The organism is Ruegeria sp. CI1 (genome assembly GCF_056536925.1).
In genome coordinates, this window is record NZ_JBQFQP010000008.1 from 149,905 (window position 1) to 163,079 (window position 13,175).

The 13,175-nt window shown below is 58.5% G+C and carries 15 protein-coding genes and 1 tRNA gene; 7 read left to right on the forward strand and 9 right to left on the reverse strand.

Going from position 1 to position 13,175, the window contains the following annotated elements:
- Positions 1-41: 41 nt before the first annotated feature.
- From ACR0LZ_RS11555 to ACR0LZ_RS11585, 7 genes are all read right to left on the reverse strand, one after another.
- Positions 42-118, reverse strand: a tRNA-Pro gene (locus ACR0LZ_RS11555).
- Positions 119-178: 60 nt separating this feature from the next.
- A complete protein-coding gene (locus tag ACR0LZ_RS11560; RefSeq protein ID WP_480749959.1) occupies positions 179-808 on the reverse strand; it encodes a MerR family transcriptional regulator in 630 nt (209 codons plus the stop codon).
- An 18-nt stretch (positions 809-826) separates the two neighbouring features.
- The gene (ihfA, locus tag ACR0LZ_RS11565) at positions 827-1,129 is read right to left on the reverse strand and encodes an integration host factor subunit alpha (protein ID WP_480601149.1); all 303 of its coding nucleotides are present in this window, start codon (positions 1,127-1,129) and stop codon (positions 827-829) included.
- A gap of 96 nt (positions 1,130-1,225) precedes the next feature.
- Positions 1,226-2,197 (reverse strand): beta-ketoacyl-ACP synthase III, encoded by a 972-nt coding sequence (locus ACR0LZ_RS11570; RefSeq protein WP_480749960.1) that lies wholly within the window; start codon positions 2,195-2,197, stop codon positions 1,226-1,228.
- Positions 2,198-2,216: 19 nt separating this feature from the next.
- Positions 2,217-3,317: a phosphate acyltransferase PlsX gene (gene plsX, locus ACR0LZ_RS11575; protein ID WP_480749961.1), complete on the reverse strand. Its 1,101-nt coding sequence runs from the start codon at positions 3,315-3,317 to the stop codon at positions 2,217-2,219.
- Positions 3,318-3,341: 24 nt separating this feature from the next.
- The gene (gene rpmF / locus ACR0LZ_RS11580; RefSeq protein ID WP_008756996.1) at positions 3,342-3,548 is read right to left on the reverse strand and encodes a 50S ribosomal protein L32; all 207 of its coding nucleotides are present in this window, start codon (positions 3,546-3,548) and stop codon (positions 3,342-3,344) included.
- Positions 3,549-3,753: 205 nt separating this feature from the next.
- Positions 3,754-4,290, reverse strand: coding sequence for a YceD family protein (locus ACR0LZ_RS11585; protein WP_480749962.1), 537 nt, complete (start codon positions 4,288-4,290; stop codon positions 3,754-3,756).
- 83 nt (positions 4,291-4,373) lie between these two features.
- Here ACR0LZ_RS11585 and ACR0LZ_RS11590 point away from each other — a divergent pair, with 83 nt between their 5' ends.
- The 3 genes from ACR0LZ_RS11590 to ACR0LZ_RS11600 are packed head-to-tail and all read left to right on the forward strand — an operon-like array spanning position 4,374 to position 7,548.
- Positions 4,374-4,841, forward strand: a complete 468-nt coding sequence (locus ACR0LZ_RS11590; RefSeq protein ID WP_480749963.1) for an outer membrane protein assembly factor BamE — start codon at positions 4,374-4,376, stop codon at positions 4,839-4,841.
- Positions 4,842-4,896: 55 nt separating this feature from the next.
- Complete coding sequence (locus ACR0LZ_RS11595) at positions 4,897-5,730, forward strand: GNAT family N-acetyltransferase (RefSeq protein ID WP_480749964.1); 834 nt, start codon at positions 4,897-4,899, stop codon at positions 5,728-5,730.
- A 9-nt stretch (positions 5,731-5,739) separates the two neighbouring features.
- Positions 5,740-7,548 carry an ABC-F family ATP-binding cassette domain-containing protein gene (locus ACR0LZ_RS11600; protein WP_480749965.1) on the forward strand — a complete coding sequence of 603 codons (1,809 nt, stop codon included), beginning with the start codon at positions 5,740-5,742 and terminating at the stop codon, positions 7,546-7,548.
- Between the two features lie 103 nt (positions 7,549-7,651).
- Here the strand turns inward: ACR0LZ_RS11600 and ACR0LZ_RS11605 are convergent, their stop codons facing one another.
- On the reverse strand, positions 7,652-8,407 hold the full coding sequence (locus ACR0LZ_RS11605; RefSeq protein ID WP_480749966.1) for an SDR family NAD(P)-dependent oxidoreductase: 756 nt from the start codon (positions 8,405-8,407) through the stop codon (positions 7,652-7,654).
- 228 nt (positions 8,408-8,635) lie between these two features.
- Between ACR0LZ_RS11605 and ACR0LZ_RS11610 the strand changes: the two genes are divergently transcribed.
- Together ACR0LZ_RS11610 and ACR0LZ_RS11615 are read left to right on the forward strand one after the other, a co-directional pair.
- Positions 8,636-9,052, forward strand: a complete 417-nt coding sequence (locus ACR0LZ_RS11610; RefSeq protein ID WP_480749967.1) for a hypothetical protein — start codon at positions 8,636-8,638, stop codon at positions 9,050-9,052.
- 180 nt (positions 9,053-9,232) lie between these two features.
- Positions 9,233-9,931: a lipid-binding SYLF domain-containing protein gene (locus ACR0LZ_RS11615; RefSeq protein ID WP_480749968.1), complete on the forward strand. Its 699-nt coding sequence runs from the start codon at positions 9,233-9,235 to the stop codon at positions 9,929-9,931.
- A gap of 3 nt (positions 9,932-9,934) precedes the next feature.
- Here the strand turns inward: ACR0LZ_RS11615 and ACR0LZ_RS11620 are convergent, their stop codons facing one another.
- Positions 9,935-10,888, reverse strand: a complete 954-nt coding sequence (locus ACR0LZ_RS11620; RefSeq protein WP_480749969.1) for a radical SAM protein — start codon at positions 10,886-10,888, stop codon at positions 9,935-9,937.
- A 160-nt stretch (positions 10,889-11,048) separates the two neighbouring features.
- Here ACR0LZ_RS11620 and zwf point away from each other — a divergent pair, with 160 nt between their 5' ends.
- Entirely contained in the window at positions 11,049-12,503 is a 1,455-nt protein-coding gene (gene zwf, locus ACR0LZ_RS11625; RefSeq protein WP_480749970.1) for a glucose-6-phosphate dehydrogenase, read from the forward strand.
- Positions 12,500-13,171 carry a 6-phosphogluconolactonase gene (gene pgl, locus ACR0LZ_RS11630; RefSeq protein WP_480749971.1) on the forward strand — a complete coding sequence of 224 codons (672 nt, stop codon included), beginning with the start codon at positions 12,500-12,502 and terminating at the stop codon, positions 13,169-13,171. The genes zwf and pgl overlap by 4 nt, the downstream gene beginning before the upstream one ends.
- Positions 13,172-13,175 lie beyond the last annotated feature (4 nt).

The following is a 13,175-nucleotide window of genomic DNA, read 5'->3' on the forward strand; positions in this document are numbered from 1 at the left end:
CCAGATGTTCTGGCCTGCGGATATGGTACGTCGGTGTGATTTGGTCGGGCTAGCAGGACTCGAACCTGCGACCTTCCGTCCCCCAGACGGACGCGCTACCAGGCTGCGCCATAGCCCGACGTTGGGGTGTTCATAATGGTTTTCCCGGCAGGAGCAAGAGAAAAACATTGCCTTTTTCTTATCCCGCTGCCTGATTGTCGACCTTATCCAGCCATGCCCTCAGATCACGCGCGAGTGGAGCAATCAGGACCAGTTTTTTCTTGTCAAACCGATCGATCGACCAAAGTTTTGCCAGAACTCCCGATTCCGTGCCATCAGATTCGATCTCGCTATGAACCGCAACTTTTGGGGTATCGTCCTCAGTCTTGAATTCACCTGCAAGCCCGGTCGACGCATTGCTCCCGAGGGGAGGCCGTGGTGCGGGAGGGTCCCCAAGGTCCATGTCCATTTGCGTGGCCGTCGGACGGGTGTCCGCATGTTCCATGAAGGGTATTACGTTGCCCTTGGCCGAGGCCTGTTGAACCGCCGGTTCATCCAGGCTTTGCGACAATCGTGCGACATGGGCGACTCCTTCTTCACGCAAAATGCGCTGAACCCCTTTGATTGTCAGGCCGTCATCGTGCAGCAGCCGTTTTATCCCACCGAGCAACTGCATATCATTGGGGCGGTAATAGCGTCGTCCCCCAGCCCGCTTGACTGGCTTGACCTGGGAAAAGCGACTTTCCCAAAAGCGCAGGACGTGGGCTTGTACCCCCAACCAATCCGCAACTTCGCTTATGGTGCGAAATGCGTCGGGAGATTTGCTCATGTCCTCTCGATCCCGAAGTTATTTGCGGTTTCCGGCGGCGACGCGGTCTTTCATCAGATGCGAGGGACGGAATGTCAGCACGCGTCGTGGCTGGATCGGAACTTCTTCTCCGGTTTTGGGGTTACGGCCAATGCGAGCGGTCTTGTCGCGAACGCTGAAAGTACCGAAAGACGAAATCTTGACCTGTTCGCCCCGCACCAATGCGTCAGACATATGGTCCAGTACGCTTTCGACCAACTGTGCACTTTCGTTGCGCGACAGTCCGACTTCGCGAAAGACAGCCTCGCTCAGATCCATCCGAGTCAGTGTTTTGTCACTCATGCCATTTCCCCTGTTGTTGGCAAAGCATAGGGGGAGGGTAAATTCGCTGTCAATATCAATGAATTGCGGGCGGCTGTGTAAGCGCTATCGCGCCTGTTACCATCTCAGGACGACGGCGCCCCAGGCAAGGCCTCCCCCGATTGCTTCGGTTACGATCAAATCACCCGGTTTGATTTGTCCGCGCTGCTTACCAACGGATAGGGCCAGAGGGATGGATGCTGCCGACGTATTTCCGTGATCCTGCACCGTGACGACAACCCGTTCCATTGGAAGGCCCATTTTCTTTGCGGTGCCCTGAATGATGCGAATATTGGCCTGATGCGGCACGATCCAGTCTACATCCGCGCTGCTCAAGCCAGCTTTGCCCAATGCGGTTTCTGCGGTTTTGGCCAGCTTGTCCACCGCGTGGCGAAACACCTGGTTGCCTTGCATGCGTAGATAGCCGGTGTTTTGTGTTGCAACTCCGCCGTCGACATAAAGCAGATCCTTGTACCGTCCGTCCGAGTTGAGATCCGTCGACAAGATGCCCCGGTCTTTTGCTGTTCCTTCACCTTCTTGTGACTCGAGAATCACAGCCCCGGCGCCGTCACCAAACAGAACGCAAGTCGAACGATCGGTCCAATCCATGATTCGCGAAAACGTTTCGGCTCCGATGACCATCACGCGTTTGGCTTGCCCCGACAGGATCAGCGCGTTCGCATTGCTGAGCGCATAGACAAAACCTGCGCAGACGGCTTGGACATCAAAGGCAAATCCCCTGGTCATACCCAGACGGGCCTGCACCATGGTCGCTGCGGATGGAAAGGTCAGGTCGGCGGTCGACGTGGCGAGTACTATGGCATCGATATCTTCAGCGGTCAGTCCCGCATCCTTCAATGCGGCCTCGGCTGCGCAAGTCGCCAGATCCGACGTGGTTTCGCCGTCGGCGGCAAAATGACGGCGCTCGATCCCCGAGCGGGTGCGAATCCACTCGTCCGACGTGTCCAGTGTCACTTCGAATTCCGAATTTGGGACCACGCGTTCCGGCAAATAATGCCCGACACCTACTACTACTGCTCGGCTTGCCATGCCCGGTTACCGCCTTTTGTTATTGTCCAGCCTGCGATGCTGCCTGACCGTCATCTTGGGCAAGCTCCGAGGTTGTTGCAACCCGAGCCGCCAGTTTTTCCGAGAATCCGGACTTTGCCAGCGTGAACGCAAGTTTAACCGCTGCGGAAACGCCCGTCGCATCCGCACCGCCATGAGATTTTACGACTGTTCCGTTCAGACCCAGGAACACGCCGCCGTTGACGCGGCGCGGGTCGATTCTTTTCTTCAACCGCTGCAGTGACGTGATCGCCAGAACTGACGCCAGACGGGACAGCGGAGAGTATTTGAACGCTTCTTTCAAGAGATCGCCGATCAGACTGGCCGTTCCTTCGCCGGTCTTGATCGCCACGTTGCCGGTAAAGCCGTCAGTGACGATCACATCGGCCCGTTTGCCGGTGATATCGCTGCCTTCGACAAAACCGGCGAATTCAAAATTTGCCTGCTCGGCAAACTCTGCGATCAGGCCATGCGCTTCTTTTAACTCGGCGCGGCCCTTGTGCTCTTCGGTGCCGACGTTCAGCAGTCCGATCCGGGGGCGTGACAGGCGCATGCCGTTGCGGGCGTAAGAGGCGCCCATGAGCGCGAATTGCAACAGATCCTTGGCGTCCGCCCTAACATCCGCGCCCACGTCGAGCATGACGTTGAACCCCTGCGGGTTTCGCGACGGAAACAGAATCGCGATGGCAGGCCTGTTCACACCGGGCAGTTTGCGCAGCCGCATCATGGACAGGGCCATGAGCGCACCGGTATTGCCGCAGGACACGGCGCCATGTGCTTCGCCCTCGCGAACCGAGTCGAGCGCTGACCACATCGAGGTTTGCTTGCCGTTGCGCACAACCTGGCTTGGCTTGTCCTCCATCGTGACGACATCGGTACAATCACGAAAAACGACGCGTCCCTCGAGGACACGCCGTTTGGCAACCAGTTTGCGCAGCTGCTCTTCCGGACCGTGCAGGATGAATCCGATTTCCGGATTCTTCTTGGCCGAAATCGAGATGCCCGCCACAACGACCGAAGGACCCGCGTCCCCGCCCATGGCGTCAACCGAGATTATGATCTGTCCGTTCCTGAAACCGGTCTGATCTGGCTGAGCCGTCATGTGGTGGCCTGCACTCGAACGGGCTTAGGCCGCGTCTTCGTCCAGGTCGATTTCGTCGGCCTGAGCGACGACTTCGCGGTCGTCATAGTGACCGCAGGACGCGCACACATGGTGCGGGCGCTTCAGCTCGCCACAGTTCGGACACTCGTTCGGGTTGGCAGCAACCAGAGCGTCGTGCGCGCGGCGGTTGTTGCGGCGCGACTTGGAAACTTTGTTCTGTTGGACAGCCATTGTCTCAACCTTTGTCTGACTGGGGCCTGCGGATCTGCCGCCGGCCGGGTTACATTCTTCGTTTTCTCGTGGCGTGACGCGCGTTTAGGGCACTGCCCTCACGATGTCCAACCCAAAATCCGATGAGCGCGCGAAAATACTGCGATTCTCGTCATGTTCAAGTGGTTTTTCTGAGCGCCTGCTATGACAGGTCTCGGGCCTCATGTCACTTGTCTTTTTTTAGCGTCTTGCGCAATTCGGCCAAACCCGCAAACGGCTTTACGTCCTCGTCTGTCATGGCTTGTTTTCCCGGTTCCGTATATACTGCTTCACCCAGATCGGCACCGTCCTTGCGAGGATATTGTGGCAAGGCCAAAGACAGCGCTTCGATCATCACAGTGTCGAGATCGATGAATGCTTCCAGTGCCTCGGTCTCGTCATCTTCGGGCATTTCGGCCTCGGCTTCGTCTGGTTCCTGCCAATCGGCCAGAAACACGCGGCGCACATCGGAATCGATGCGGGTGGTGACAGGTTCCAGAGAGATCACGCAAGGCTGGACCACGGTTGCGCCCAGCTTTGCCGAAAGAACCCAATCGCGTTTTCCTCGTGACCGAAGCTCTCCTGTAAAGCTCAGTTTACGCAAGCCCAACAGGTCCATTTCATCTCTGATGCGTTCCAGTTCAGATGCGTCGGGACGCAGGTGGAACTCCGTTGGCGTGTTTTGGGCAAGGTCGGCGACCCGAAGGGGTGTCTGGTCTCTCATCCGGGATCTTTCGTGTGTTGAACCGGCGCGTTGGTTTCTGTAATCGGATAGAAGCCGCGTGGCGCCAAGGCAAGAGGTTCTGGATGGTAAAGTTTAATGATCTGCTGACACCGGCAATCCGGGTGATCGCATTCGGGACCTGTCTGGCTGTCGCCACGGCCTGTACGCCGATATACAAGAAGCACGGTTATGCTCCGAGCCAGGCCGAACTGGCTGAACTGAAAGTTGGGGTTGATACCCGCGATAGCGTGATCGAAGCGGTCGGCGCACCGGGGGCATCCGGGGTGTTGAAGGATTCTGGGTATTATTATGTCGTGTCCCGGTTCCGTCATTATGGCCCGAAACAGCCCGAGGTTGTGTCGCGGGAGCTGGTAGCCATCACCTTTGACCAGCGAGGCGTGCTACGCAATATCGAGCGCTATACGCTGGAAGATGGGATCGTCGTGCCGCTCGAGCGTCGAGTGACCAGTTCCAGCGTGGAGGACAAGACCTTCCTGCGTCAGTTGTTGGGCAGCATCGGAAGCTTCAACCCGGCAAACGCGTTGAACTGATAATGGCCTATTGTTATGCCGATTTGTCCTTGTCGCCGCTTGCGTGACGCAGCGAATGTGCTTACGTGATCCGGGCGGCGCTGCGGGGAAGTCAACCTTGGCAGAAACGGTTTTGGTGGACAAAGGACGTTATAGGGCGCGATGTGCCTCTTCGGCTGGGGATGTCGCTGACGCACAGGCATTGCGTAGTCTTGCGTTCAAAGCAAAAGTGCTGGATCAGGACGAATTCGATCAACGCTGTACACATGTCCTGATTGAGGACATGCGCGCGAACGGGCGTATCGTGTGTTGCTTCAGGATGCTGACGCTTGACTGCGGACGTGACATTCATCGCAGTTATTCCGCACAATATTATGACCTTTCGGGGTTGTACGATTTCACCGGACGTATGGTTGAAATGGGACGGTTCTGTGTACACCCCGATTGGAATGACCCTGATATTCTGCGGGTCGCATGGGGGGCGATGGCGGTTTTCGTGGACCGGTACAATGTGGAAATGCTGTTTGGGTGCTCTTCGTTTGCTGGCACTGAAACCAGGCAATACCTGGATGCGTTTGCCATGTTGAAGGACAGACACCTCGGCCCGAAACGCTGGCTACCGCGCGTCAAGTCGCCGGATGTATTCCGGTTTGCCGCGCGGCTGAGGAGGCGGCCGGATGTGAAGCAGGCGATGTTGAGGATGCCGCCAATGCTCAGGACATATCTGGCGATGGGCGGTTGGGTTGGCGATCACGCGGTTGTGGATCGGTACATGAACACGCTGCATGTCTTTACCGGGCTTGAAATCGGCGCGATCCCTGCGTCGCGCAAGCGCTTGTTGCGTTCAGTCGCCGGGTATTTGGAACAGGAAGAAGCACAGGCCGTTGACGCGGTGAGCGCTCCGGTTTAGCTGGCGGGAATGGCGAGAATTCCTTTGTTGCAGATGTCCGGCATTTCCCTGACTTTCGGGGGTGATCCGGTTTTTTCCGATCTCGATCTGGTAATCCAGCCGGGCGACAGGGTCGCTTTGGTGGGGAGAAACGGATCGGGCAAGTCGACCCTGATGAAAATGATGGCCGGACTGGTGGAGCCGGATGCAGGCGATATCATTATTCCTCCAGGTAAATCAGTTGGTTACATGGAGCAGGATCCGGATATGTCGGGTTTTGCGACGCTGGGGGATTATGCATCGAGCGGGTTGGAGCCCGGCGAGTTGTACAAGGTGGAGCGCGCTGGGGAAGGGTTGAAATTCGATCCCGCCCATGCGGTAAACACCGCTTCGGGCGGTGAGCGGCGACGGGCCGCGCTGGCCAAGCTGATGGCCGAAGCCCCCGATCTGATGCTGTTGGATGAGCCGACGAACCATCTGGATATCGAGGCGATCCGATGGCTGGAAAATGAGTTGAAGGCCACTCGTGCGGCCTATGTCCTGATCTCGCACGACCGCGCATTCTTGCGTGAGCTGACGCGCGCAACCCTTTGGATAGACAGAGGAATGGTTCGCAGGCAAGAGAGGGGTTTCGAGGCTTTTGAGGCCTGGCGCGATCAAGTTTGGGAGGAAGAGGACACCGCGCGCCACAAGCTGGATCGGCTGATCAAATCCGAGGCCCGCTGGGCGGTCGAAGGCATCAGTGCGCGGCGCAAGCGCAATCAGGGACGGGTGCGGGCGCTGCAGGCGCTGAGAGCCGAACGTGCAGCGCAGATCAAGCGGCAGGGATCTGCGGCTATGTCTTTGGAATCAGGTCCGAAATCCGGTCGCAAGGTGATTGACGCCAAGGGCGTGAGCAAAAGCTTCGACGGCAAGCAGATCGTCCGCAACTTTGATTTGCTGGTCCAGCGTGGTGACCGGGTCGCGTTTGTCGGACCGAATGGTGTTGGAAAAACAACTGTTCTCAATATGTTGCTGGGGACAGTTGAACCGGACGACGGAACGGTAGCAACAGGCACCAATCTGGAAGTGGCGGTATTCGATCAGACCCGGGCGCAACTTGATCCCGAGATGAGCCTTTGGGACAGTTTGACAGGCGATCCGGAGATGCGTGTTTCGGGCAAGGCAGACCAGGTCATGGTGCGCGGTATTCCCAAGCATGTCGTTGGTTATCTTAAAGAATTTCTGTTTGACGAACGACAGGCAAGGGCGGCTGTCAAGTCGTTGTCGGGTGGGGAAAAAGCGCGGTTGCTGCTGGCGAAACTGATGGCGAAGCCGTCGAATTTGCTGGTGCTGGACGAGCCGACGAACGATCTGGATGTGGAAACGCTGGATCTGTTGCAGGAGTTGTTGGACGACTATGACGGTACCGTCCTTCTGGTCAGCCACGACCGGGATTTTCTGGATCGGGTGGCCACCACCACGATCGCGATGGAGGGCAACGGGCGTGCCGTCGTCTATGCCGGAGGTTGGTCGGATTATATCGCGCAGTGCAGTGATGAAACTGTAAAAAAAGAAGAAAAAACAAAGGTATCAACGCCAAAGATAAAGTTGGAAGTCAAGCCGAAAGAGGGCCTGACATTCTCGGAAAAACACCGGCTTGAAAAGCTGCCAAAGGAGATCGAACGGCTGGAAGCCGAGATCGGAAAGTTGCAGGAGTTCATGTCGGATCCGGAATTGTACACCCGTGAGCCGGTCAAGTTTCAGAAGGTCACCGAGGCGCTGGTCGAGCGGCAGGCAAAGCTGGCCGCAGCCGAGGAGGAATGGCTGATGCTGGAAGAGAAGGCCGAGGCCGGTTGAGCCGGATTGTGCGAATTGTACCGGGTTTCAGACCCCGGTTGTCCAAAATGTACATATGAAAACCGGCCCGGAGCATAGCTCCGGGCCGTTTCGTCAGAACCGTTCAGCGCATCCGCAACGCGCCGTCGAGGCGAATGACCTCGCCATTGAGATAGCCCATCTCGACGATGAAGCCGGCCATGCGGCCAAACTCTTCGGGGCGGCCCAGACGCGGCGGGCAGGTGACCTCGGCGGCAAGCTGATCCTGCGCCTCTTGCGGCAGGCCCAGCAGCATCGGGGTCAGAAAGATGCCGGGCGCGATGGCCATGACGCGGATGCTGTCACGGGCAAGGTCGCGGGCCATCGGCAGGGTCATGCCGACGATGCCGCCCTTGGAGGCGGAGTAGGAGACCTGGCCTTTCTGCCCGTCAAAGGCGGCGATGGAGGCGGTATTGATGATCACACCGCGCTCGCCGTTTTCATCCGGTTCATTCTTTGCCATTTCGGCGGCGGCGAGGCGGGCGACGTTGAAGCTGCCGATCAGGTTGATATCGATCGTCATGTCGAAGGTCTTGAGCGGCAGCGGGCCGTCCTTGCCCAGCGTCTTGCCGACGGTGCCGATCCCGGCGCAGTTCACGGCGGCGGTGATCCGCCCCATCTTGTCGACGGCATGGGCGATGGCGGCGGCGACCGACGTTTCACTGGTTACATCGGTTTCGGCAAAATGCCCGCCGATCTCGGCGGCGACATTTTGACCGCGCTCGACATCGCGGTCAAAGATGGTGACCTGCGCGCCGTTTGCGGCGAAATAGCGGGCGGTGGCCTCGCCAAGGCCCGAGGCCCCTCCGGTGACGATGACGGCGGTGGTGCTGAGCTGCATTTCTGGTTCCTCTCCCCGGATATGAACAGGTGTTCAAATAATGCAATCCTGTGTATCTGTCCACCTCTCATGCGGCCAGGCGTGTTGGAGTATCCGGGTCGCAGGGGGCAAGGCGGTTGAGTGTTCATTCAGCAGATCGCGGCGAAGGGGTGTATTTGGCCAATTTTCGCAACCAGTGCATAATGCCCGCCGTTTGGGATCGGAAACCAGTTCGAGGGGGGAAACTCGATGGATGCATTATGGCATACGCCGCAGATCAGGATTGACGAGAAATGCCGGACTGCCTGGGTTCAGGTTGGGGATGGTTTGTTGAGGCAGCATGACAAGTTCAAAAAGGAAAACGACAGGCTGATCAAACTGGTCGAGGACATGCGCAAGGCTGAACAGGCCTATTTGCAGGCCGAAGCGAAAATGCGGAATCAGCTGCAGCTGGTCATGAAGACGGCAGAAAAGAGCGCGCGCGTGGCGGCGCAGCTGCGGTCCAAGGACCTGAAGAACTGCAAGGTGGCAAAATCGAACTCGTTGATCGAGCGTTACATGGAAAAGAGCGTTGCAGGATTTGAAAAGCAGTTGAGCGACTGGATCAAGGCGCACAAGAAAGTGCTGGGCATGCCGAATGCCAAGCAGCGCCTGCCAATGCGGTGATTTTGCACCGGCCCCGGCCAAGACAGGGTTGGCCGCAGCAATTCGTGGGCGCAGGCCACGCGCCGGGTCAGCGACTGCCTGATCCAGCTTTGCGATTTCTTTCCGGGCATCGAAAGAACGCCAATTTGAAACCGGGTTGGGTATTGTCGGGGAACTGTTGGTCGAATCACGGGGGAATTCATGCTCAGACTTGTTATCACTTTGGGTGTTTTGACTGCTTTGAGCAGTCCTGTGATGGCCGATGGGTTTCTGGACAAGGTCAAGAAGGGGGCAGAGAATACAGCGGATGCCGTGGGGCGCGGGGCCAAAAAGGCCGGAAAAGCGCTGGAAAAGGGAGCGGAGGCCGTCGGTGACACGGTCGACTCGACCGCCGAACTGGTCACGAACGAAGCCACGCCGGAGGAGACGCGCGCGAAGCTCGACGCGATGGCGGACGACATTCTGGCAAGGCTCCTGACCGAGAATGCAGATGCGGCCCAGTTGTTCGAGATCAGCGAGGGATATGCGGCGTTCGACACGCGCAAAGTGACCGTGTTCCCGGTATCTGCCGGTTACGGGCGCGGCGTTGCGGTGTCCAGGCTTGATGCCCGGCGGACGTATATGAACATGGGAACCGGCGGTGTTGGCGCTTCGCTGGGGATCGGTGGTTTCAAGACCCAGTTCGTCATCCTGTTCGAAACGCAGGCGGATTTCGACAAGTTCGTGACCGAGGGATACGACGCGACAGCGGAAACCGGGGCGATGTTCGGCGACGACACCACTCAGGAAGCGGCCAGATTCGTCGATGGCCGGACGTTTTTCGTGCTCAGCAAGAAGGGGTGGCGCGTCGCGGCGAGCGCGTCCGGCACGAAATACTGGAAATCGCCGGAACTGAACTAGGGGTCAGGCCGAGCAGCTGGCCCCGCCCAGAACGCAGAACTTGGCGCAATGGGGATGGTTCAGATGCACGTCCGCCTCGGCGTCTTCCAGCGTGGAGCCCAATTCGAATTCCGGCGAATAGGGCAGCAGGGTGCAGGCCAGAACAGCCGGTTTCGACGCCCCTTTGCGTTTGACCACCATGCGCGAGGTTGCGCACATCACGTCGGTTGGCGCCTTGTTCAGAATGCCCCAGCAGGCCGTTGTGATTTCGGGCACTTCGACGGTTTCATCCATTTCGGGAAACAGCACGGTCTGGCCGGGGTCGTTGGCGTCGATGTCGATACCGTGTTCCTTGAAGAAAGAAGCATAGCCCTGGCGGCTTTCGGCGTCTGTCTCGCCCCAGACGGTGCGGCCCGCGATGGTCATCCGAATCCCGTTGTCACGAAGCCATTTCATGCCTTCGAGTGTTCTGTCAAAACTGCTTGTGCCGCGTTCGGTGTCGTGCAGTTCCGGTCGGGGGTGATCAAGCGAGATGCGCAATGTCAGGCGGTCTCCGAAATCCTGTTTGAGGCCGATCAGCCCGTCGCGCATTTTCGGGCGCATCATCGGCTGCATGGCGTTTGTCAGAATCAAGACCTCGAATCCCCGCTCCAGCGAAGCGCGGGCCATGTCGATGATTTGCGGATTCATGAATGGTTCGCCGCCGGTGAAGCCGATTTCGCGGATCGGCCAGTTGCGGGCTGCAATCTGGTCGAGGTACTCGCGCACTTCTGCGGCGGTGATATAGACCAGCGCGTCGTTGGTGGGGCTGCTGTCGATGTAACAATTGGCGCATTCGATGTTGCACAGGGTTCCGGTATTGAACCACAGGGTCCGGGGGTCGCTCAGGCGGACGGACGCGCGGGTTTGTCCGTCGGCTGTCACGTATCTGTCCTGGAACTTGCCCAGGTTTGCTTTGTGCAACACGTTGTCTTTCATACCCACATCCGGCTGTTGAACTTGTCGGTTCGTTCTAGCCTGACGCGGGAAGAAAGTTAAAGTAGGCCATCAGGTGCTGACAGAGTTTTGATTTGAAGAGAGCAGGATTATGATTGCGCTAACATTGGACAGGCAACCAGATCGACGTTAAGGACAAGTTATGGTTTCACGCGTTATTCCGGTTGATCCGTTCGACCTCGTAATTTTTGGCGGTACGGGCGATCTTGCCCGGCGCAAGATCCTTCCGGCTCTGTTTCGGCGCTTTTGTGCGGGGCAATGGCCGCATGATGTGCTGCTTTTGGGGGCTGCGCGCAGCGATCTTGACGATGAAGGCTATCGCGAACTCGTCGGCGGATTCCTGAAAGACCACGCCGGGGAGCGGGCGAAAGACGGGCAGGCCCTGCAGGCATTCCTGGCACGTGTCGGATATGTGCGAATCGAGGCGCAGGGATCGGAAGGATGGAGGGAGCTTGCCCAGCGCCTGTCGCCGGACAGGGTTCGGGCCTTTTATTTCTCGGTCGGACCGCGCCTGTTCGGCGCGCTGGCCGAGCGGATCGAGGCGCATGGCATGGTCACCGACCAAACGCGGATCGTGGTCGAGAAGCCGTTCGGCCATGACCTTACCAGTGCCCGGGATTTGAACAGGACATTGGCGGGTCATTTCCAGGAACGGCAGATTTACCGGATCGACCATTATCTGGGGAAGGAAACGGTTCAGAACCTGATGGCGGTGCGGTTCGGCAACATGCTGTTCGAGCCGCTGTGGAACAGCCAATACGTGGATCACATTCAGATCACCGTTGCTGAAACGGTCGGTGTGGACGGGCGCGAAGAGTATTACGACCGCGCCGGCGCGATGCGGGACATGATGCAGAACCACCTGATGCAGCTTTTGTGCCTGATCGCGATGGAGCCGCCCGCCAAGTTCGACCCTGACGCGGTTCGGGACGAAAAGCTCAAGGTGATCCGCGCGCTTGATCCGGTCTTGCCGCATCACATCGTGCGAGGGCAGTTTGCGACCGCACAAGGGCTGACCGGATATCGGGATGTGGTGGGAAATCCGCGTTCCAGCACGGAAAGTTATGTCGCGCTGCGCACGCATATCAGCAACTGGCGATGGGCGGGAACGCCATTTTATCTGCGCACGGGCAAACGGTTGGTGGCCCGGTCTTCGGTCATCAACGTGATGTTCAAGGATGCGCCGCATTCAATCTTTGGCGAAGAGGCCGGACGCCACGCGAATGTTCTGTCGATCCGGTTGCAGCCCAACGAAGGCATTACGCTGAAGGTAACGATCAAGGAGCCGGGGCAGGGTGGTATGCGTCTGGTGGACGTTCCGCTGGACATGAGTTTCGCCGAAGCGCTGGGGCCTGAAAACCAGGATCCGCCCGATGCTTATGAAAGGTTGATCATGGATGTGGTTCGTGGCAACCAGACGTTGTTCATGCGCGGTGACGAGGTCGAGGCCGCCTGGGCCTGGACCGATCCGATCATCGCGGGATGGGAGGCGCGAAATGATGTGCCCAAACCCTATGATTGTGGCAGTATCGGGCCGGGTGACGCCGAACTGTTGATGAAACGCGACGGTCGTCGCTGGCAGGGGATCAAGCCATGAAAATTCAGGAATATGCGGATCGGGATTTGCTGGCGATGGATGTGGCGAACATGCTGGCCGGTGAGCTTGAGGCTGTATTGTTTCACGAAGAAACGGCGTCATTTGCCGTACCCGGAGGTACCACGCCGGGGCCGATATTCGACAGTCTGTGCGCGGCGGATATCGAGTGGGACAGGGTGCATGTTCTGCCAACCGACGAGCGCTGCGTGCCCGAAGATCACGAACGCTCGAACGCACGGCTGATCAAGGAACGTCTGCTGGTGAACCGCGCGTCGTCGGCGCGCTTTTTGCCGTTATACGTGCCGGGTTCCGAGCCAGAGGATGTACTGACCGACATTGAGGCCATGCTTGCGCCGGAATTGCCGCTGTCGGTTCTGGTGTTGGGAATGGGCGAGGACATGCACACGGCTTCTCTGTTTCCGGGAATGCCGGGGCTGATGGACGCGATGGGCGACCACGCGCCGGTGCTGGCCGTGGCGCGCCCGCAGACCCAGCCCGAAACCAGGATCACGCTGACCGGGCCGGTCCTGGACGGGGCGTTGTCCAAACATCTGGTCATCTATGGGGCGGAAAAACGCGAGGCCCTGGAACGGGCGATGTCGCTTCCTCCCGAAGACGCCCCGATTACCGCGGTGCTTCGCGGTGCGACCATTCACTGGGCAGCGTGAGAGC